Source organism: Methylobacterium haplocladii (assembly GCF_007992175.1).
Lineage (GTDB): Bacteria > Pseudomonadota > Alphaproteobacteria > Rhizobiales > Beijerinckiaceae > Methylobacterium > Methylobacterium haplocladii.
Map to the genome: position 1 here is coordinate 17,239 of NZ_BJZT01000002.1, position 19,104 is coordinate 36,342.

Annotated in this window: 18 protein-coding genes; 12 read left to right on the forward strand and 6 right to left on the reverse strand. The window is 67.3% G+C overall.

Translation table 11 applies throughout. From position 1 onward, the window contains the following. Positions 1–33: 33 nt before the first annotated feature. Positions 34–2,373 carry an amylo-alpha-1,6-glucosidase gene (locus tag MHA02_RS00585; protein ID WP_147076032.1) on the forward strand — a complete coding sequence of 780 codons (2,340 nt, stop codon included), beginning with the start codon at positions 34–36 and terminating at the stop codon, positions 2,371–2,373. 3 nt (positions 2,374–2,376) lie between these two features. On the opposite strand, the gene MHA02_RS00590 is transcribed toward MHA02_RS00585, so the two are convergent. The 3 genes from MHA02_RS00590 to MHA02_RS00600 form a co-directional block, all read right to left on the reverse strand. Continuing rightward, complete coding sequence (locus tag MHA02_RS00590) at positions 2,377–3,225, reverse strand: FkbM family methyltransferase (RefSeq protein ID WP_147076033.1); 849 nt, start codon at positions 3,223–3,225, stop codon at positions 2,377–2,379. 85 nt (positions 3,226–3,310) lie between these two features. Next, positions 3,311–3,832 carry a translation initiation factor IF-3 gene (gene infC, locus MHA02_RS00595; RefSeq protein ID WP_238180310.1) on the reverse strand — a complete coding sequence of 174 codons (522 nt, stop codon included), beginning with the start codon at positions 3,830–3,832 and terminating at the stop codon, positions 3,311–3,313. Between the two features lie 205 nt (positions 3,833–4,037). Next, positions 4,038–5,258, reverse strand: a complete 1,221-nt coding sequence (locus tag MHA02_RS00600) for a glycosyltransferase family 4 protein (RefSeq protein ID WP_147076035.1) — start codon at positions 5,256–5,258, stop codon at positions 4,038–4,040. 200 nt (positions 5,259–5,458) lie between these two features. Here MHA02_RS00600 and MHA02_RS00605 point away from each other — a divergent pair, with 200 nt between their 5' ends. Continuing rightward, a complete protein-coding gene (locus MHA02_RS00605) occupies positions 5,459–6,253 on the forward strand; it encodes an alpha/beta hydrolase (protein ID WP_147076036.1) in 795 nt (264 codons plus the stop codon). 42 nt (positions 6,254–6,295) lie between these two features. Here MHA02_RS00605 and MHA02_RS00610 read toward each other — a convergent pair whose 3' ends face one another. Continuing rightward, positions 6,296–6,565 (reverse strand): BQ00720 family protein, encoded by a 270-nt coding sequence (locus MHA02_RS00610; protein WP_147076037.1) that lies wholly within the window; start codon positions 6,563–6,565, stop codon positions 6,296–6,298. A gap of 104 nt (positions 6,566–6,669) precedes the next feature. Beyond that, positions 6,670–7,101 carry an Hsp20 family protein gene (locus MHA02_RS00615; RefSeq protein WP_147076038.1) on the reverse strand — a complete coding sequence of 144 codons (432 nt, stop codon included), beginning with the start codon at positions 7,099–7,101 and terminating at the stop codon, positions 6,670–6,672. Between the two features lie 442 nt (positions 7,102–7,543). Between MHA02_RS00615 and MHA02_RS00620 the strand changes: the two genes are divergently transcribed. The 9 genes from MHA02_RS00620 (at position 7,544) to MHA02_RS00660 (ending at position 16,773) form a co-directional block, all read left to right on the forward strand. Next, positions 7,544–7,714, forward strand: a complete 171-nt coding sequence (locus tag MHA02_RS00620; protein ID WP_147076039.1) for a Flp family type IVb pilin — start codon at positions 7,544–7,546, stop codon at positions 7,712–7,714. Between the two features lie 146 nt (positions 7,715–7,860). Beyond that, positions 7,861–8,367 (forward strand): A24 family peptidase, encoded by a 507-nt coding sequence (locus MHA02_RS00625; RefSeq protein ID WP_147076040.1) that lies wholly within the window; start codon positions 7,861–7,863, stop codon positions 8,365–8,367. 265 nt (positions 8,368–8,632) lie between these two features. Next, the gene (gene cpaB / locus MHA02_RS00630; protein WP_147076041.1) at positions 8,633–9,424 is read left to right on the forward strand and encodes a Flp pilus assembly protein CpaB; all 792 of its coding nucleotides are present in this window, start codon (positions 8,633–8,635) and stop codon (positions 9,422–9,424) included. Between the two features lie 8 nt (positions 9,425–9,432). Beyond that, positions 9,433–10,908: a type II and III secretion system protein family protein gene (locus MHA02_RS00635; protein WP_147076042.1), complete on the forward strand. Its 1,476-nt coding sequence runs from the start codon at positions 9,433–9,435 to the stop codon at positions 10,906–10,908. A gap of 63 nt (positions 10,909–10,971) precedes the next feature. Further along, entirely contained in the window at positions 10,972–11,718 is a 747-nt protein-coding gene (locus MHA02_RS00640; RefSeq protein ID WP_147076043.1) for a CpaD family pilus assembly protein, read from the forward strand. A gap of 139 nt (positions 11,719–11,857) precedes the next feature. Next, positions 11,858–13,111, forward strand: a complete 1,254-nt coding sequence (locus MHA02_RS00645) for a CpaE/TadZ family protein (RefSeq protein WP_147076044.1) — start codon at positions 11,858–11,860, stop codon at positions 13,109–13,111. Between the two features lie 186 nt (positions 13,112–13,297). Beyond that, entirely contained in the window at positions 13,298–14,752 is a 1,455-nt protein-coding gene (locus MHA02_RS00650) for a TadA family conjugal transfer-associated ATPase (RefSeq protein ID WP_147076045.1), read from the forward strand. Then, on the forward strand, positions 14,749–15,717 hold the full coding sequence (locus tag MHA02_RS00655) for a type II secretion system F family protein (RefSeq protein ID WP_147076046.1): 969 nt from the start codon (positions 14,749–14,751) through the stop codon (positions 15,715–15,717). The genes MHA02_RS00650 and MHA02_RS00655 overlap by 4 nt, the downstream gene beginning before the upstream one ends. 87 nt (positions 15,718–15,804) lie before the next feature. After that, positions 15,805–16,773, forward strand: a complete 969-nt coding sequence (locus MHA02_RS00660) for a type II secretion system F family protein (RefSeq protein WP_147076047.1) — start codon at positions 15,805–15,807, stop codon at positions 16,771–16,773. Between the two features lie 13 nt (positions 16,774–16,786). On the opposite strand, the gene MHA02_RS00665 is transcribed toward MHA02_RS00660, so the two are convergent. Continuing rightward, complete coding sequence (locus MHA02_RS00665) at positions 16,787–17,584, reverse strand: tetratricopeptide repeat protein (protein ID WP_238180311.1); 798 nt, start codon at positions 17,582–17,584, stop codon at positions 16,787–16,789. A gap of 125 nt (positions 17,585–17,709) precedes the next feature. Here MHA02_RS00665 and MHA02_RS00670 point away from each other — a divergent pair, with 125 nt between their 5' ends. Beyond that, positions 17,710–19,104, forward strand: a complete 1,395-nt coding sequence (locus tag MHA02_RS00670) for a leucyl aminopeptidase family protein (protein WP_147076048.1) — start codon at positions 17,710–17,712, stop codon at positions 19,102–19,104.

Consider the following 19,104-nt stretch of genomic DNA (forward strand, 5'->3'; position numbering starts at 1 on the left):
ACTCCGGCACAATCGCATCAGAGGGCATTCGGTATGGCAGCGGACGAGGCATCGGCGAAGGCCAAGGTCATCTCTTCCGACGACACGACCACCCAGCCGATCCTTGGCTTTCAGGATGCCGACGAGGCGCTTCCGCAGTACCATATCGAGGCTCAGACCTCGTTGGTGGAGCGTCCGCTCCGCGCCCTGAAATACGGCGAAGCCTTCGCGGTCCTCGATACCTACGGCGATATCGGCGTCTTTCCGGGTCCCGAAGGCATCTATTTCCAGGATACGCGCTATCTCTCGCGCCTCGCCTTCACCGTCGAGGATCAGCGCCCGCTGATCCTGTCCTCCGTGATGCAGGACGACAACGGCGCGCTCAGTGTCGACATGACGACGCCGGACATCCGGATCGACGCGCAGGACGAGACCTCGCTCCCGCGCGAGTTGATCGCGATCGAGCGCACCAAGTTTCTGTTCCGCGGCAGCTGCTACGACCGCATCGGGCTCCGGAACTACGACACACGCCGCCGCACGCTGCGGATCAACGTGACCTTCGATGCGGATTACCGCGACCTGTTCGAGGTGCGGGGCACCAACCGAACCCGCTTCGGCAAGCGCACCGTACAGGTCTCGAGCCCCAGCGAGGTTCAGTTCCGCTACGTCGGCCTCGACGAGATCGTGCGGACCACATCGGTGCATTTCGGGCCGCAACCCGTCCGGATCGAGCCCGGCCGGGCCGAGTTCGAGGTGACGATGGCGCCGGGCGCGCACACCTCGCTGTTCATCCGCATCGTCTGCGATTCCCATCGTGCCTTCACCAGCGCGCCGAGCGCGGAGCGCACCGGCGAGGATTCGGCGGCGGCCCTCTCCCGCGCCTCCGGCAGCAGCGGTGATCGGCCGATCCGGGGCCTGCCCGAAGGGCGCATCTTCGCCCGCGCCTACCGCGACAGCCGGCGCGATCAGCGCCAGCTCACGGCGGGTATCACCACGATCATCTCGTCGAACGACCAGTTCAACGAAGCGCTCTGCCGAGCGACCGCCGACCTCTACATGCTGGCGAGCCGGACACAGGAGGGAATCTACCCCTTCGCCGGCATTCCCTGGTACTCCACGGTCTTCGGCCGCGACGGCATCATCACCGCGATGATGGCCCTCTGGATCGACCCGAACTTTGGCAAGGGCGTGCTGCGCTTCCTCGCGGCGACACAGGCCAAGACCGTCGATCCGGCTGCCGACGCACAGCCCGGCAAGGTGCTGCACGAGACCCGGCGCGGCGAGATGGCCATGCTCGGCGAGGTGCCGTTCCGCCACTATTACGGCACCATCGACGGCACGCCGCTCTTCGTGATGCTGGCCTGGGAGTATTACGCCGTTACCGGCGACCTGGAGACGATCAAGGCGATCTGGCCGGCGATCGAACTCGCGCTCGACTGGATCGACCAGTACGGCGACCGGGACGGAGACGGCTTCGTCGAATACGCTCGCGAGACCGAGCAGGGCCTGGCGAACCAGGGCTGGAAGGACAGCCACGATTCGATCTTCCACGCCGACGGCGCGATGGCGAAGGCACCGATCGCTCTCTGCGAGGTTCAGGGCTACGTCTTTGCCGCAAAGAAGGGTGCCGCCAAGCTCGCGGTCCTGCTGGGCCAGCAGGACCGCGCCGAGGCGCTGAAGGCCCAGGCGCGAGACCTGCGTGAGGCCTTCGACAAGGCATTCTGGTGCGAGGAGATCGGCACCTACGCCATCGCGCTCGACGGCGAGAAGCGTCAATGTGCCGTGCGCTCGTCGAATGCCGGCCACGCGTTGTTCACCGGCATCGCCCTGCCGGAGAGGGCAGAGGCAGTGGCGAGCCAACTGCTCTCCACGGACGGCTATAATGGTTGGGGCATCCGCACGCTCGCCAAAGGTCAAGCGCGCTACAACCCGATGTCCTATCATAACGGCTCGATCTGGCCGCACGACAACGCGATGATCGCGCTGGGCTTCGCCCGCTACGGCCTGAAGGCGGAGGCGGCCCGCGTCTTCGAGGGGCTGTTCGACACGGCTCTCTACCAGGACCAGAAGCGCTTGCCGGAGCTCTTTTGCGGCTTCATGCGGCGGCGCCAGCGCGGTCCCGTCAACTATCCGGTCGCCTGCTCGCCCCAGGCCTGGGCAGCGGCGACCCCGTTCGCTCTGCTCGCCTCCTGCCTCGGGCTGGAGATCGAACACGACAAGAACCGGATCCGGCTGCGGAACCCGATCCTGCCGCGCTTCCTCGACGGCATCACGTTGTACAACCTGAAGCTCGGCACCTCGCGGGTGGACCTGCGCGTCCACCGCCACGGCGACGACGTCACCGTCGCGGTGGAGCGACGGGTCGGCGACGTGCAGATCTCGCTGTTGAAGTAGACCTCAACGCCTCAGGCGGGCCCAAATCCCGCCTCGGAAGCCGCCCTGATGCAGGGCGGTTCGAAGGCGCGCGATGCGCTCGGGCGAGGTGGTCGCAATGAGATCGTCGTTGCAGCGACGATCGATCATGTTCGACTGGAGGAAACCGAGGGCCCCGGTCTCCCTCACGGAGGTCAGACGCCCATCGCGCCAGACATGGAGTTCGGAAAACGTCGCGAGCAGCCAGTCCAGAAAACGGCGCGGGTTCCGGTCGTAGAGCACGATCTGGCAGAACACGTTGAATTCGAGAAAGACCACCGGATCGAAGCGGGCGAGCGTCACTGGCGCACCGGCCAAGGCATCCTGCTCGAAGCCTTCGATGTCGAGCTTGATCAAGTCGACGCGCAACAGAGCGTGCTCGGTGACGATGTCGTCGATCGTTTTCTGAGGTACCGTCGTACCAGTGGTAGCAACCAGGGAATCGGCGGAGACGACATGGCCGAATGCCGAGTTGTCGACGAAGGTGACCTCGCCCTTCTCGGGTCCCACCGCGCAGTGGATCGGAATTGCAATCTTTGGAGCGTGGGCCCCAAGGTTTCGCGCCAGCGCGGCGAAATTCCGGGGCGCGCCCTCGATCGCCAGAACCCGACCGCCACGCGCCACATCTGCCGCGATCAGGCTCGTAAGCCCGATGTTCGCCCCGATGTCGATGACGACGGCGTCCGGTGAGAGCAGGGCACGGCACAGGGCCGTGTAGCTACGGAAGCCGCGTCCGCTCCTGTAGCGCAAAAACGCGTAATCCCCGGCCGGGGCGTCGATGACGAGACGCCGGCCGGAGAGCGGTATCCGGCGCGAGAGAAACGGATCGTTCAAAGCTTAGACACCGCCGGTCGTACGGAACGCACGCCAAACCGCTGTCGCGGCGGCGTGACGTGGAGAGGTCGCGTGTCCGATCGGATCAGCGCGGGGCCAGGATCATGATCATCTGGCGACCTTCGAGCATCGGCTCGCTCTCGACCTTGGCGATCTCGGCCGTCTCGGTCTTCACCCGCTCCAGGAGGCGCAAGCCGATATCCTGGTGAGCCATTTCACGGCCGCGAAAGCGGAGGGTGACCTTCACCTTGTCGCCCTCTTCGAAGAACCGGTGCACCGACTTCATCTTGGTGTCGTAGTCGTGCTTATCGATGCCGGGACGGAGTTTGATCTCCTTCACCTCGACCGTCTTCTGACGCTTGCGCGCCTCGTTCTGCTTCTTCTGCTCGAGGAAGCGGAAGCGTCCATAATCGAGGAACTTGCAGACGGGCGGTACGGAGTTCGGCGCGATCTCGACGAGGTCGAGCCCGACTTCCTCGGCCATGGCCAACGCGTCGAAGAAGGATACGACGCCCTTGTTCTGCCCGTCCTGGTCGATGAGCTGAACGTCACGGACGCCCCGGATGTCGCGGTTCGCGCGCGGCCCGTCCTTCTGCGGGGCCGGCATCGCTCTCATGGGTCTACGAATGGCTTTATTCTCCTAAAACAGCGACGGGCAGCGCGGATCCGCCCCTTGGCAGGTTCCGGCCACCATGTGAACCGGCTTGGCCGGTTTGCAGCACCTTGGCAAAACCTCTCGCCAAGTCAACTCGTCGAGCACGGATCGGTTCATCGTGCGCCGGTGCTCGGCCGGATCGGCCGACCGCCATGCGTTAGGCCGGTCTCGGTCGCAGCAGGCCCTCGTAGACGTCGAGGGTGTCGGCGACCATCGTCTCCAGGGAGAAGTGGGTTTCGACATGCGCCCGCGCCCGGAGCGCCAATGCATCCCGCGCGCTGGCCCCGAGGGCGAGCAACTCGCCGAGGGCCGCAGCCAGAGCGGCGGGATCGTTCGGGGGCACCCGCCATCCCGTACGGCGGGACGGCTCGACATCCGGTGGCGCCAGCACCGTCTCGGGCACGGCCCCGATATCGGTGACGACCACAGGCGTTCCGAGCGCCTGCGCTTCGACGGCCGATCGTCCGAATGCTTCCGGCTCGATGGACGGAACGGCGACCACGGAGGCCGCGCGGAAGGCCGCCGGCATGTCGGTGCAATGCCCGACCCGGCGCACGATGCCATCGAGGCCGCGCGCAGCCACCAGCGCGTCGAGTTCGCGCTCGTACGCGGCGCGGCCCTGCGCATCGCCGGCCAGTACCACTGCTATGTCCTTCAGCCCACGATCCCGCAGGAGGGCCGCCGCCTCGATCAGCACGCGCTGCCCCTTCCAGGCGGTGAGCCGCGCAGCGAGCAGGATGATGCGCTCGTGCGCGGGCACGCCCCAGGATCTGCGGAGCGCCTCGACCCGTCCGGCCGCGACCGCACCGGGATTGAACGTCGACAGATCCGTCCCCCGGTGGATCACCCGGACACGGTTCTTCGCCTGGTCGGGATGCCGATTGCGGATCAGGTCGGCCGTGTAATGTGAGTTGGCGATGACGACGTCGCCCCGCGCCATCACCGAATTGTAGAGCACCTTCACGCCGCTGAGCCCGGAATAGCTGCCGTGGTAGGTCGTCACGAACGGGAGCCTCAGCCGCCGGGCCGCGCCGAGCGCCACCCAGGCCGGCGCCCGCGAACGGGCGTGGATCAGGCCGACGCCTTCCCGCCTGCACAGGCCGGCGAGCTTGAACACGTTCACCGCCATCGCCGCCGGGTTCTTGGAGTTGGCGGGAAACGGCAGCCAGACGCCGCCTTTGGCCTGCAATTCGCCGACGAGCCGGCCGCCTTCAGTCGCCACGAGCGCGCGGCCACCGGCGGCGGCGATGGCCTCGGCGACGTCGACCGTCGTGCGCTCGGCTCCGCCGGCGTCGAGGGCCGGGATGATCTGCAGGATGGTCCGGCCCGCGAGGGGCACCGCCTCGCTGGGAAAAGCCGACCGGATCGCATCGCTCATCGCGAACGCCCCGCCCGCCCGGCCGCGATGCTGCAAAGTTCGGTCGCCGGCGGCGCGGCCGCGTATCGGCCGGCTTTGCGGCAATCGGCCGCTTCGATGTCGCTCATGGCTTCAAGATTGCGCGCGCGCTTTAGGTTTCCGTAAACGAAGCTCGAAAGCTCTGTGGATGAACGCCCAACGGGCGAAAGGAACAGCGAGACATGACATCGGAGGCCGACGCTCTTCACGACGATCTGCCAGTCCAGACGATATCGGTCGGCAACGACGCGCAACGCCGCGACATCGCGGTCCGTGTCCGCTCCGGCAAGGGCCGGCCGATCGTCTGGCTCGGCGGGTTCCGATCGGACATGCGCGCTACCAAAGCCCTGGCGCTCGATGCCTGGGCCTTGCAGCACGGGCGACCGCTGGTGCGCTTCGACTATACGGGACACGGCGTCTCGGGGGGACGCTTCGCGGACGCCGTGATCTCGAACTGGGTCGAGGACGCGCTCGCGGTTCTGGAACGCTTCGCGGATGATCGCCCGGTCCTTGTCGGATCCTCGATGGGTGGTTGGGTGACCTGCCTCGCCGTGCGCAAGCGGCTCGCCGAGGGGCGTGCGAGCCCGGCAGGGATCGTGCTGATCGCGCCAGCGCTCGACTTCACGCACGACCTGATGTGGGAAGCCTTTCCGGCCGAGGTCCGCACCGAGATCGAGCGGAACGGCGTTTGGTATCGCAAGACGGACTACGCTCCCGAGCCCGACCCGATCAGCCTGGCGCTGATCGAGGATGGTCGGCGCAATCGGCTCCTGACGGGACCGCTCGACCTGCGCTGTCCGGTTCACATCCTGCAGGGGATGAACGACCCCGACGTGCCCTATGCTCACGCCTTGAAGACCGTCGAACGGCTTCCGGCGGCGGGTACGCTGCTCACGCTGATCAAGGATGGCGACCATCGCCTGTCCCGGCCGCAGGACATCGATCTGATCCTGCGCAGCGTCGCGGCCATCGCCTGACGCGGCGAAGGCCGGGTCCCGCCGGCCCCGCCTCGCTGCCCGTCAGTGCAGGCTCACGGTGTGGAGGTCGTGCGCCATCGCGTTCGCGATGGCGACATCATGGGAATCGGCAAGAAGGATCGGCTCGCCGCTTGCCGACAGCAGGGCGAACAGGTCGAGCCCGGGCGTTAGTTCGGGCGCCTGCGGAAACAGCTGGCGTACCTCGTCCGATCGGATCGCCCGGACATAGGCGATCTGGCCTTCGCCGAGAGAGGCGAACTCGGCCGGGTCGAACTTCGGTGCAACGTCGGACGTGGTGTCGAGATCGGTCATGGAATGGCCCTCCAAGTGGCAGAGCGTTCTCCGGCATGTGGTCCCGTCTCAGTGCGGCGACAACTCCGGATCGGTGAAACGATCATCCCGTCGGGTGCGACGTATCACGCGTCCCTGGCGATGATCGCGATCTTGCGGACGACCCGCTCCGGCTCCGGCCGGGCGAGATCGATCGATAGAAGTCCATTCGACAAGTCGGCGCCAAGCACCTCCATGCCGTCGGCGAGGAGAAAGGCGCGCTGGAACTGCCGGGCGGCAATGCCGCGATGCAGGAACTGCCGCGTCTTGTCGTCGATCTGGCGGCCGCGCACGACCAGTTGGTTCTCCTCGAGCATCACGTCGAGCTGGTCCCGGGTGAAGCCGGCAACGGCCAGAGTGATGCGGAGGCGCTCCGGCTCGCACTCGGTGCGCGCGACCCGCTCGATGTTGTAGGGCGGATAGCCGTCGTTCGCGGCCTTCGACACGCGGTCGAGGGCCTGCTCGATCTCGTCGAAGCCCAGAAGGAACGGGTGCCCGAACGGAGAAGGCCGTGTCATCGTCGCGTGACAACCTCGTCGAAGCCCCAGGACGGCGCCGCGGAAGGCACGTCCGGATAGGCACTTCGTGGATCAGGAAGCCCGCTTGGGGCAGCGCTCCCGGCAGCGATGTCTCGCCGCTTCCGTGGATATGGAGAGCGTAGCCGATACGATCAAGCCGGGTCATTCCAGCCGCCTGCGAACGGCCCGAGACGGTCTGACCGCCGTCCGTGCCGAGCCTCCTCCGGCGGTTCCCGCCGCGTATGTCAGCTGCACGACGCAAGCATCCGAGCAGTTTCGCTAACCATTCCGCAACCATCACGGGCGAACCACATGGGGCTGAACGGTTTCGGCAAACCGTTTAACGCTATCGCAACGACCGTCCAGCAGATTGGCCAAGCCGAAGATCGACCAACAGATCTCCGACAGACATCGCGCAAGCTGCCAGACCAGGATTTGCACCATGAAGACCATCATGAAGCGCTTCGCCGCCGACGAGTCCGGCGCGACCGCCATCGAATACGGCCTGATTGCATCGCTCATCGCCGTCGCCATCATCACGGCTCTGACCACGATGGGCGGTAAGCTCAGCAACACCTTCACCTTCGTTTCGAACAAGCTGAACGCAAGCTGATCTACGCGAACGGACTCGCGCCTTTCTGCGGGCTAGGGGTCCTCTCTCGCTCTGCAACTTTTGAAAGGGCCGTTCTCCGGATCGGTCCTTTCAAGTCGTTCGAAGCACGGGCGACGCGGTCGCGCCGGCAGCTGGAGTTACACGGCATGGGCGCCTCGGGGCTTCTCGTCGTCTTCCCGTTCCTGATGGCCTACGCCGCCTCGAGCGATCTCCTGACGATGACGATCCCGAACTGGATCTCGCTCGTGCTGATCGCCGGCTTCGCTGCGGTCGCGACGGTGTCGGGCCTGGGCTGGGCCGAGATCGGCTGGCATGTCGGGGCCGCAGCGCTGACGTTGTGCGTGACCTTCGCCCTCTTCGCCCGAGGGCTGATCGGCGGCGGCGATGCCAAGCTCGCCGCCGCGACGACACTCTGGCTCGGTGCCGGCAACATGCTGGACTACCTGCTCGTCGCCTCCATCCTCGGCGGCTGCCTGACCCTCGGCTTGCTGGCCGCCCGGTCGCATCCCCTACCGTCGCTGCTGGGCCGCCTCCCCTTCGCCGTCCATCTTCACGATCGCAAGACCGGCGTGCCGTATGGCATCGCGCTGGCTGCAGCCGGTCTCGCGATCGTCCCCGAGACCCTGCTCTGGTCCGCCCTCCTCGGCGTTTGAGCGCTATCGCGCGAACCGTCCGTGGGTAGAGCATCGACTTTCCGAACGTATCTCAGGACTGTCCCGACGTCAGTCGGGCGACGACCAATCACAGGTTGAGACGTTGCGAGGTCTTGCCAATCCTGCTGTGTTCAGATTCACGATCGATCGACTTCGAGACAGCGTCGGATCGACTTGATCACAACCGGTTAACCCTAATTTGAGGAATCCTGTCCAAACCTGACGGACGAACGGCGTTCGAGCCGTCGTCAGGACATTGGCTCCGATGAATCCAGCCCGCCTCGCCGTCCTCGCCGTCGCGCTCGTCGCGGGCGCTGGCGCGGCGTATCTGATGAGCGGCGAGGACGCGCCTCCGCCGGTCTCGGCACCCGCGCCGGTCGTGGCAATGACTGACGTGCTCGTTGCGGCGGCCGACCTGCCCGTGGGCCAGACGCTCAAGGCGCAGGACCTGCGCTGGCAGCCCTGGCCGGACCAGGCGCTGACGCCGGGCTATCTGACACGCGCCACAGCCCCTACGGCGCTCGAAGACACGGCCGGATCCATCATCCGCACCGGGTTTCTCGCCAACGAGCCGATCCGCACCGAGAAGCTGGTGAAGGCCGGCAGCGGCTTCATGTCGGCCATCCTGCCCTCGGGCATGCGCGCCGTGGCCGTCGAGATCGCCAAGGGCGGATCGAGCTCGGCCGGCGGGTTCGTTCTCCCCAACGACCACGTCGACGTCATCAGCATTTCCAAGAGCACGACCAGCGGCACCGGCGACCAGAATGCCCAGGTCGCCCAGACCCTGCTCACCGATATCCGCGTGCTGGCGGTCGGCCAGGTCGTCCAGGAGCGCAACGGCGAGACCGTTGTCACCGGTGAAACGGCGACCCTCTCGCTGACGCCGGCCCAGGCCGAAACGGTGACGCTCGCCCAAAAGGTCGGATCGATCTCGCTCGTGCTGCGCAGCATCCTCGATACGGGCAAGTCCACCGAGACGGCCGCTGCCGAACCCGCGGCCGAGACGGGGCTCACGGTGGTGCGCTTCGGCGTCGCCCAGCAGCAGCCGCGTCGTTGAGGAGCGCCATGATGACCATCGCCCGCATGCGCCTCCTCGCTCCCGCCCTTTTTGCCCTCGCCCTGGCCGTGACGGCCATCGGCCCCGCTGAGGCACAGTCGAGTTCACGACTGGGCCAAGCCCCCGTGTTGTCGGTGGGTGCGAACGAATCCTCGACGTCGCGCAAGGTCGACCTCAGCATCGGCCGTTCGCTGATCATCGACCTCCCGCGCGACGCCAAGGAGGTCTTCGTGGCCAACCCGGCGGTCGCGAATGCGGTGGTGCGCTCGACCCGCAAGGTCTTCATCATCGGCATCACCAACGGCGCGACCTCGATCTTCGTGATGGATGCCGACGGCCGCCAGATCACCGCCCTCGACGTCACCGTCGCGCGCGACATCGCGGTGCTACGCCAGACCCTGAACCAGAGCATTCCCGGAGGCCGCTTCGAGGTTCGCGCGGCGGGGGATTCCCTTCTCCTGACCGGGAGCGTCGCCTCGGCCTCGGAGGCGCAGCAGGCCGTCGACATCGCCAACGGCTTCGTCGGTGCGAGCGGCGGCGGCGGTGCCGGCGGCGGCACCCGCGGCGCCGTCATCAACAACCTCACGATCCGCGAGAAGGATCAGGTGATGCTGCGCGTCACCGTGGTCGAGGTGGCGCGCGTCGTGCTCAAGCAGTTCGGCGTCAACCTGAGCGGCGGCTGGTCGAACCTGAACCTCGTCAACGCGACGCCGTTCGCCCTCTCCGGCGGCCAGTTTCCGGGAGGGAACCTCCTGTCCGGAACGGTCAACACGGGTGGCGGTGGAAGCCTGACCGCGACCCTGCGCGCCTTCGAACAGGCCGGCGTCTCGCGCATCCTGGCGGAGCCCACGCTGACCGCCGTGTCCGGCGAATCGGCGAACTTCACCGCAGGCGGTGAAATTCCCGTGCCGTCGAGCCAGACCTGTGGCGTCGGCGGCCTCAACTGCGTAGTCGGCATCCAGTACAAGCCCTACGGCGTCTCGCTGGTCTTCACGCCGATCGTGCTGTCGGAGAACCGCATCTCGATCCGGGTCGGCACCAACGTCACCGAGATCGACCCGCAGAACTCGTTCAACTTCGTCAGCGGCAACACCAGCACGGCGGTGCCGGGCGTGACCGTGCGCAAGTCCGAGACGACGGTCGAGCTCGCCTCCGGCGCCACGATGATGACCGCCGGCCTGATCCAGCAGAAGTCCAAGGCGGCGATCAACGGCCTGCCCGGGCTCATCAACCTGCCGATCCTCGGCGCCCTGTTCCGCTCGCGCGACTACCAGCGCCAGGAGACGGAGCTGATGATCATGGTCACCCCCTACATCGCCAAGGCCATGCAGCCCTCTCAGGTCGCGCGTCCCGACGACGGCTTCGTCGACGCCACCGACCTGCAGGGCGTTCTGCTCGGCCGCGTAAACCGGATCTACGGCGCTGCGGGTGGCAACCCGCTCGGACGCGGCTATCGCGGCCGCGTCGGCTTCATCGCCGACTGAGCCGGACACCGACCTCTCACCGACATCCATGGCCGGCCCCAGGCCGCATCAGGATCGCGAACGATGGCCTTCCGCCCCTCCTCCAAGCCGACCTCCCGACCGCCCCTGGCGCTGGCCGCGCTGGTGGCGCTCACCGCCGCGCTGGGCGCTTGCCGCAGCGACCGCGTCGCCACGACCGGGTCCATCTACCCCTACGACGTGCGCACCCGGCACCCGTTCGTCCTAGCCGACGGCATCCGCTCGCTCGACGTGTTTCCCACGGGGCCCGGCCATCTCGATCCGCGCCAGACGGCCGATGTCGAGGCCTTCCTGCTCGAGTTCCGCCGCTACGGCCGCGGCCGGCTCGCCATCGACGTTCCGCGCGGCGTCTTGCCGGCGACCGGCACCGCCGTCGAGCGGACCGCCGCGGCGATCCGCCGGCTGAGCGCCGAGGCCGGCGTCTCGGGCGCTGCCGTCGCCGTGGCGGGCTACGCCGTGGGCGACCCGGCGCTGGCCTCGCCGGTGCGGCTGAGCTTCGAGCGCATGGAGGCCAAGGTGGCCAGCGCCTGCGGGATGTGGCCCCAGGATCTCGGCGTCAGCGACCCAGCCTTCAACCTGCGCAACGAACCGTCCTGGAACCTCGGCTGCGCGACACGCTCCAACATCGCCGCGCAGGTCGCCGATCCCGTCGATCTCGTGCGCGGGCGCCCGGAAGGCCGGATCGACACCGTCCGCCGGTCCCAGGTCATCGACAAGCTGCGCCAAGGCAACGATCCGTCAACCACCTGGAGGCAGGATGGGAAGGCCGAGGTGAAGTCTGCGGTCCAGTAGCCTGCGCCAGGTCCTCGTTTCGTCTCGCCCTCCTGCCGAGCCGGTCTCCCATTCGGCGGAAGGTGTTCTCACAGGCGGTCGGTTCGTCCCGCGTCGCCCGCCACGTCACGCGCGCAAACGCCCGAATCGGAAACGAGACATGCCGGACCCGAACGAGTCCAACGAGCGCATCATCGCCCCGGTCCCCCGGATCACGATCCAGGCCTTCTGCGAGACCGCGGAAACGTCTGCCCTGATCGAGGCGGCGGTCGGCGACCGGCGCATGCAGAAGGCCCATGTCCGCATTCAGATGGGCGGCGGCGCTGCCGCGGTGGAAGCCTTCCGGCAGGCGCCGACGCCGAACGTCATCGTCATCGAGATCCAGGGGCCGAAATCGCGCCCGCTCGAATGCCTCGATTCCCTTGCCGAGGTCTGCGACCCGGGCACCAAGGTCATCATCATCGGCCACGTCAACGACGTGATGCTCTATCGTCAGTTCCTCCAGCGCGGCGTCAGCGAGTACCTGATGGCCCCGGTGGAACCGCTCGGCCTCATCACCGCGATCTCGGACCTGTTCGCGGCACCGGGGGCGAAGCCCGTAGGCCGGACGATCGCCGTCTTCGGCGCCAGGGGCGGCGTCGGAGCCTCGACGATCGCGCACAACCTCGCCTGGACCGTCGCCCGCGAGCACGGCACCGCAACGGTGATCGCCGACCTGTCCATCGCCTTCGGCACGGCCAGCCTCAACTTCAACCAGGACCCGCCCCAGGGCATCGCGGAGGCGGTCTTCGCGCCCGAACGCCTCGATTCGAACCTGCTCGACCGCCTGCTGTCGAAATGCAGCGACAATCTCAGCCTGCTCTCGGCGCCCGCATCCCTCGACCGCACCGTCGATCTCTCCGAGGCCTCCTTCGACGCCCTGATGGATCTTCTGCGGGCGGCCGTGCCATGCGTGGTTCTCGACGTGCCCCAGGGCTGGTCGGCCTGGACGCGGCGGATGCTGATCGGGGCCGACGAGATCCTCATCGTCGCCCAGCCCGATCTCGCCTCGTTGCGCAACACCAAGAACCTGCTCGCGGTCCTGGCGCAAAGCCGGCCGAACGACGCCCGCGCCCGCGTGGTCCTCAACGGCGTCGGGATGGCCAAGCGCCCCGAGATCGCAGCGGCCGAATTCGCAAAGGCCCTCGACATGCCGGTCTGCGCCATCCTGCCGTTCGATCCGGCCCTGTTCGGCACGGCGGCGAACAACGGCCAGATGATCGCCGAGGTTCAGGCCAATGCGAAGCCCGCCGAAATCTTCGCCAGCCTCGCGGCGGCCGTGACCGGTCGTGTGGAGCTGCGTCGCAGCCGCCCCAACATGCTCGAACCGCTGCAGCCGCTGTTCGCCAAGCTCTCGCGCCGCAAGGCGTCCTGAAGCGCGACACGAGAAAGAGCTGGAGCCGCGCCCGGCGGCAATGCGATCGGGCGCGGCTCCAAGCGGGTTTCGAAGGGCAGCCTCGCGGCTGTCCGACGAAAAACCGCCGTAAAGCAAAAACTGAGCGGAGGACGCGTTGGCCAGCCGACGTCTCGTCCGCTCAGACATCGGAAGGCCCAAGGCGCGATGTTCGGCAGACGATCAGGTTCAGCGGCGGCTCCGGCCACCTTGCCCGGCCCGGCCGCGCATGCTGCGCCGCCCGTCCTGGTGCAGGAGGAGCCCGCTCGGCCGCGCCCCGAGGCGCCGGCCCGGCAGCAACCGGCCGTGGCGCCGGCAGCGCCGCAGAAATCCGAGGATTACTACCGCACCAAGAGCATGATCTTCGGCGCGCTGATCGAGGCGATCGACCTCACCCAGCTCGCCCGCCTCGACGGCGAGAGCGCCCGCGAGGAAATCCGCGACATCGTCTCGGAGATCATCGGCCTCAAGAACATCGTCCTCTCGATCGCCGAGCAGGAGGAACTGCTCGACGACATCTGCAACGACGTCCTCGGCTACGGCCCGCTCGAACCACTGCTCGCCCGCGACGACATCGCCGACGTGATGGTGAACGGAGCGAACCGGACCTTCATCGAGGTGAATGGCAAGATCCAGCTCACCTCGGTCCGCTTCCGCGACAACGCGCAGTTGATGAACATCTGCCAGCGCATCGTCAGCCAGGTCGGCCGGCGCGTCGACGAGGCCTCGCCGATCTGCGACGCACGCTTGCCCGACGGCTCGCGCGTCAACGTGATCGCGCCGCCGCTCGCCATCGACGGCCCCTGCCTCACCATCCGTAAGTTCAAGAAGGACAAGCTCACCCTCGAACAACTGGTGAAGTTCGGCGCGATCTCGCCGGAAGGCGCCCAGATCCTGCAGATCATCGGCAAAGTCCGCTGCAACGTCGTGATCTCAGGGGGCACCGGATCCGGCAAGACGACGCTGCTCAACTGCCTGACAGCCTTCATCGAGCACGACGAGCGGATCATCACCTGCGAGGACGCGGCGGAGCTCCAGCTCCAGCAGCCCCACGTCGTGCGCCTCGAAACCCGGCCTCCGAACCTCGAGGGTCAGGGCACGGTCACCATGCGCGACCTCGTGAAGAACTGCCTGCGCATGCGGCCCGAACGCATCATCGTCGGCGAGGTGCGCGGACCCGAGGCGTTCGACCTGCTGCAGGCCATGAACACCGGCCACGACGGCTCGATGGGCACCCTGCACGCGAACTCGCCGCGCGAATGCCTCTCGCGTATCGAATCGATGATCACCATGGGCGGCTTCACGCTGCCCTCGCGGACCCTGCGGGAGATGATCACCGGATCCGTCGACATCATCGTCCAGGCGATGCGCATGCGCGACGGTTCGCGCCGCATCACCCACATCACCGAGGTGATGGGGATGGAAGGCGACATCATCATCACGCAGGATCTCTTCGTCTACGATGTCCTCGGCGAAGACGCGAACGGCCGTCTGATCGGGCGTCACCGCTCCACCGGCGTCGGCCGGCCGCGCTTCTGGGAGCGGGCACGCTACTACGGCGAGGAGACTGCGCTGGCTGCGGCCCTCGACGCTGCAGCCGCCAAGGACGGAGTGGCCGAATGAGCCTTGCAGGCGCCTCTCTCGCAGCCGGCCTTGCAGCCGTGGCCGCCGGCGGTATCGCCTACGTGCTCCTGATGCCCCTGCTATCCAACGAGCGTCGGGCGGAACAGCGCCGGAAATCCCTCGGGACGGCCAAGGTTTCGGTCGACCGCGCAACGGCACTCAGCCGCCGCGATCAGGTCGCCAAGAGCCTCAAGGAGATCGACGCCAAGAAGAACACCACGAAGGCCAGCCTGGAGGTTCGGATCGCCCGGGCCGGACTGGACTGGTCTCGAGAGAAATTCTTCGTGGTCGGAGCCGTGATGGCCGTCGTCTTCGCGCTGCTCGTATTCTTCGTCACCGGTGAGCCGTTTGCGGGGCTGGGTGCCCTGTTCGCCGGCGGCCTCGGACTGCCGATCTGGATGCTCTCCTTTCTGCAGGCGCGGCGCACGAAGAAGTTCGTCGCCGAATTGCCGAACGCGATCGACGTGGTCGTCCGCGGCATCCGGTCGGGCATTCCCGTCGGTGACTGCCTGCGCATCATCTCGCGCGAGGCGGAAGAGCCGCTGCGCAGCGAGTTTCGGATCGTGGTCGAAGCCCAGACGGTCGGCATCCCGATGTCGGACGCGATCCTGCGGATGTACGACCGGGTGCCGGTGACCGACGTGAACTTCTTCGCCGTCGTGATCGGCATCCAGGCGAAATCGGGCGGCAACCTCTCGGAGGCCCTCGGCAACCTTTCGCGCGTGCTGCGCGAGCGCAAGAAAATGGTCGGCAAGGTCCAGGCGATGAGCATGGAGGCGAAAGCCTCCGGCGTCATCATCGCGGCTCTGCCGTTCATCGTGGCTATTCTGACCTACCTGTCGAGCCCCGACTACGTATCGCTCCTGTGGACGACCACGGTGGGCAAGTTCGCACTGCTGGTATCGGCCTTCTGGATGTCGCTCGGGATCTTCTCGATGAAGAAGATGATCACCTTCGACATTTAAACCAATCCGGGGGGTTCCGGTCGTTCGCGCCGTTCGACGAGGCGCCGGTTTCCACCCCGTCGCGCGGCGCCTGAGGATCTACCCTCCATGAGCGGCTCAATCATCGAGACCCTGGTCGATCCGAAGATCGGCGCCATGGTGCTGACGGGCATCGCTGCGGCCGCCACGGTGTTCACGCTCGTGCAGCCCTTCATGGAGCCCGACAAGCTCGGCCGGCGCATGAAGCTCGTCAGCGACGAGCGCGAGCTCCTGCGCCAGCGCGAGCGCGAGAAGCTGACGAGCAAATCCTCGCTCCGCTCCGAGCCGAAGGCCTACATGAAGCGGATCGTCGATCGCTTCCGGCTGAACGCGTGGCTCGGGACCGATACGGCCAAGGCGAAGCTCGTCATGGCCGGCTATCGCGGCCAGGGCGCGGAAACCGGGTTCCTGTTCTTCCGCCTCGTGTCCCCGGCCGTGGCGGCGGTGCTCGCCGCCTTCTACCTGTTCGTGCTCGGAGTGCTCGACCAGCCTTTCATGGTCCGGTTCGGACTGGTCATCCTGGCGCTCTTCATCGGCATCAAGCTGCCGGAACTCTACCTGTCGAACCGCACCGCCAAGCGACAGGCGGAGATCAAGCGCGCCTGGCCGGATGCGCTCGACCTCACCCTGATCTGCGTGGAGTCCGGCATGGCCGTGGAGAACGCCTTCCGGCGCGTCGGCATCGAGATCGCGACGCAGTCGGTGGTTCTCGCCGAAGAGCTCGCCCTGACCGTGGCCGAGCTCTCCTTCCTGCCGGACCGGCGCATGGCCTACGAGAACCTGGCAACCCGCACCGGCCTGGAGACTGTGAAGTCGATCACCACGGCGCTGATCCAGGCCGAACGCTACGGAACGCCAGTGGGTCAGGCGCTACGCGTGCTGTCCCAGGAGAGCCGGGACCAGAGGCTCAACGATGCGGAGAAGAAGGCCGCGGCGCTTCCGCCGAAACTGACGGTGCCGATGATCCTGTTCTTCCTGCCGGTGCTGTTCGTCGTCATTCTGACGCCGGCGATTATTCAGATCTTCCATTACAACTGATTGCTGCGGACGATCAGCCCCGCGGCGGAGCCACGGGGGCGCTGGGAAGCCGGCGGCCCGCGCTCTGCCGGGCCGCCATCGCGCGCAGCGAGGCGACGTTCGCGGACGCTTCGTCGGGCGAGAGGTCCCTGCGCAGCACGCTCTCGGCCTCGTCGAAGCGGCCCTTGAGCCCCAAGGCCAGCGCAAGGTTCTGCCGGACCCGAGCATCCGCCCGCGGCTGGTCCGCCGCGAGGCGCAGGGTGGTCTCGCCCTGGTCGAGCTGGTGGGCCAGCACGTAGGACAGCCCGAGATTGGAGAGGATCGACGGCTCGTTCGGCGCGATCTTGAGCGCTGCATCGTAGAAGCCCTGGGCCCGGGCATGATCACCGAGCTGGTCGGCCACCGTCCCTTGCGCCGAAAGGACACGCCAGTCGGGCTGGGCCGGCGTATGGGCGTTCTGAAGAACTTCCGAGGCCTCCGAGAAACGTCCGGCATCGGCGAGGCTCTTGCCGTAGGCGGCAAGCACGTAGCGGTCCTTAGGATTTCGGAGAGCCGCCTGCTGCAGCACGGCGACGGCCTGGGTCCGCTGACTCGTCGCGCGCAAGGCTGAGGCGTAGCGCAGGGCGACGCGAATGTCGGAAGGGTCGGAGGTGTAGCTGGCGCCGAGCGCATCGACCTCGCTGCGCGTCACGCTGCGAGGCCCGGCAGATCCGCCAATCGATCCGGTCGTCTCCGGCGACCGCGATTGGCAGCCCGCGGCGAGCAGGGCGACGAGCGCCACCGTGCCGAGGGACCGGCCGACCCGGCCGGACGAGGAGACCGCCGCACGCATGTTACGCTCCGCATCACCGTCGCCGACGGCATCGCCGTTCCGATCTTTCGGTGATAGGCGGTTAACCCTAACGGCCCGTAAACCGACCCTCGGCCCCCCTCCCCGACCGCACCGAACGAGCGCCGATGCCGACAGACCGTCTCGACTTGGCTCCGGCCGGAACGACTGCGATCCCGATTCGCTTCCTGGAGCCCGCCGAATGGCCGGCCTTCGAGGCCGCATTGCCGCCGATCCAGCGTGCCTACGCCGGTGCGACGCAGTTCGTGCCGAAAGCCGGCCGCATCTGCCTGTTGCCCGCTGCCGACGGTTCACTCGACAGGGTGCTGTTCGGCCTCGGCGACACGGGGGCTGCCGCTCACGATCGTCTGATCGCCGGGCGCCTCGTCGGGCTGCTGCCGGACGGCCGCTATCGCTTCGAAGCGGACAGCGGCATCGACCTTGGCGAGGCCACTCTGGCGTGGCTGCTGTCGAGCTACCGTTTCGACCGTTACAAGGCCGCGTCTGCACCGATCCCGAGCCTCGTCGCACCGGACGGCATCGATGCCGAGGGCATCCTGCGTGTCGCCCGCGCCGTTGCCGCCGGGCGAGACCTGGTCAACACCCCATCGAACGACCTCGGTCCGGCGGAAATCGAGGAGGCGGCGCGCAGGCTCGCCGAGCGGTACGGTGCCGCGGTCACGGTGACGTGCGGCGAAGAACTCGCAAAAGAGTTTCCCCTCGTCCGCGCGGTCGGCACCGCCTCGCCCCGATCGCCTCGCCTCATCGACCTGATCTGGGGCGAGCCCGACGCACCGCGCGTCACCCTCGTCGGCAAGGGCGTGGTGTTCGACACCGGCGGCCTCGATATCAAGCCGTCGAGCGGCATGTTGCTGATGAAGAAAGACATGGGCGGCTCGGCCGCAGCGCTCGCCGCCGCAGAGATGGTGATGGGATCGAGCCTGAATCTGCGGCTGCGCCTGATCGTCCCCACCGTCGAGAATGCGATCGCCGGCAATGCCTTCCGCCCGGGAGACGTCATTCGGGCACGTTCGGGCCTGACCGTCGAGATCGGCAACACCGATGCGGAGGGACGCCTGATCCTTGCCGACGCCCTAGCCCTCGCGGATGCTGAAGAGCCGGACCTGCTGGTCGATTTCGCGACCCTGACGGGGGCGGCGCGCGTGGCGCTGGGACCTGACCTTCCTGCATTCTTCACCGAGGACGACGCGCTCTCGACGGCGATCGAGAAGGCTGGCGTCGACGCGATCGATCCGGTCTGGCGGCTGCCGCTGCACGCGCCCTATGCGAGCCTGCTGGATTCCAAGATCGCGGATCTGAACAACGTCTCGGGCGGTCCGTTCGCCGGAGCGATCACGGCCGCACTGTTCCTGCGTCGCTTCGCGCCGAAGACGAAGCGGCACGTCCATTTCGATCTCTACGGCTGGAACCCGTCGACCAAACCGGGACGCCCCGAAGGGGGCGAAGTGCAGACCGCGCGTCTCGTCCACACCCTGCTGATGACGCTGTATCCGGCCGCTTGA

Bases quoted from the DNA above. Each gene is read 5' to 3' on its own strand.
- MHA02_RS00670 (WP_147076048.1), top strand. From the start codon at position 17,710: ATGCCGACAGACCGTCTCGACTTGGCTCCGGCCGGAACGACTGCGATC.
- MHA02_RS00610 (WP_147076037.1), bottom strand. From the start codon at position 6,565: ATGACCGATCTCGACACCACGTCCGACGTTGCACCGAAGTTCGACCCG.
- MHA02_RS00650 (WP_147076045.1), top strand. From the start codon at position 13,298: ATGTTCGGCAGACGATCAGGTTCAGCGGCGGCTCCGGCCACCTTGCCC.
- MHA02_RS00600 (WP_147076035.1), bottom strand. From the start codon at position 5,258: ATGAGCGATGCGATCCGGTCGGCTTTTCCCAGCGAGGCGGTGCCCCTC.
- MHA02_RS00660 (WP_147076047.1), top strand. From the start codon at position 15,805: ATGAGCGGCTCAATCATCGAGACCCTGGTCGATCCGAAGATCGGCGCC.
- MHA02_RS00585 (WP_147076032.1), top strand. From the start codon at position 34: ATGGCAGCGGACGAGGCATCGGCGAAGGCCAAGGTCATCTCTTCCGAC.
- MHA02_RS00615 (WP_147076038.1), bottom strand. From the start codon at position 7,101: ATGACACGGCCTTCTCCGTTCGGGCACCCGTTCCTTCTGGGCTTCGAC.
- MHA02_RS00625 (WP_147076040.1), top strand. From the start codon at position 7,861: ATGGGCGCCTCGGGGCTTCTCGTCGTCTTCCCGTTCCTGATGGCCTAC.
- MHA02_RS00635 (WP_147076042.1), top strand. From the start codon at position 9,433: ATGATGACCATCGCCCGCATGCGCCTCCTCGCTCCCGCCCTTTTTGCC.
- MHA02_RS00655 (WP_147076046.1), top strand. From the start codon at position 14,749: ATGAGCCTTGCAGGCGCCTCTCTCGCAGCCGGCCTTGCAGCCGTGGCC.
- cpaB (WP_147076041.1), top strand. From the start codon at position 8,633: ATGAATCCAGCCCGCCTCGCCGTCCTCGCCGTCGCGCTCGTCGCGGGC.
- MHA02_RS00640 (WP_147076043.1), top strand. From the start codon at position 10,972: ATGGCCTTCCGCCCCTCCTCCAAGCCGACCTCCCGACCGCCCCTGGCG.
- infC (WP_238180310.1), bottom strand. From the start codon at position 3,832: ATGCCGGCCCCGCAGAAGGACGGGCCGCGCGCGAACCGCGACATCCGG.
- MHA02_RS00645 (WP_147076044.1), top strand. From the start codon at position 11,858: ATGCCGGACCCGAACGAGTCCAACGAGCGCATCATCGCCCCGGTCCCC.
- MHA02_RS00605 (WP_147076036.1), top strand. From the start codon at position 5,459: ATGACATCGGAGGCCGACGCTCTTCACGACGATCTGCCAGTCCAGACG.
- MHA02_RS00620 (WP_147076039.1), top strand. From the start codon at position 7,544: ATGAAGACCATCATGAAGCGCTTCGCCGCCGACGAGTCCGGCGCGACC.
- MHA02_RS00665 (WP_238180311.1), bottom strand. From the start codon at position 17,584: ATGCGTGCGGCGGTCTCCTCGTCCGGCCGGGTCGGCCGGTCCCTCGGC.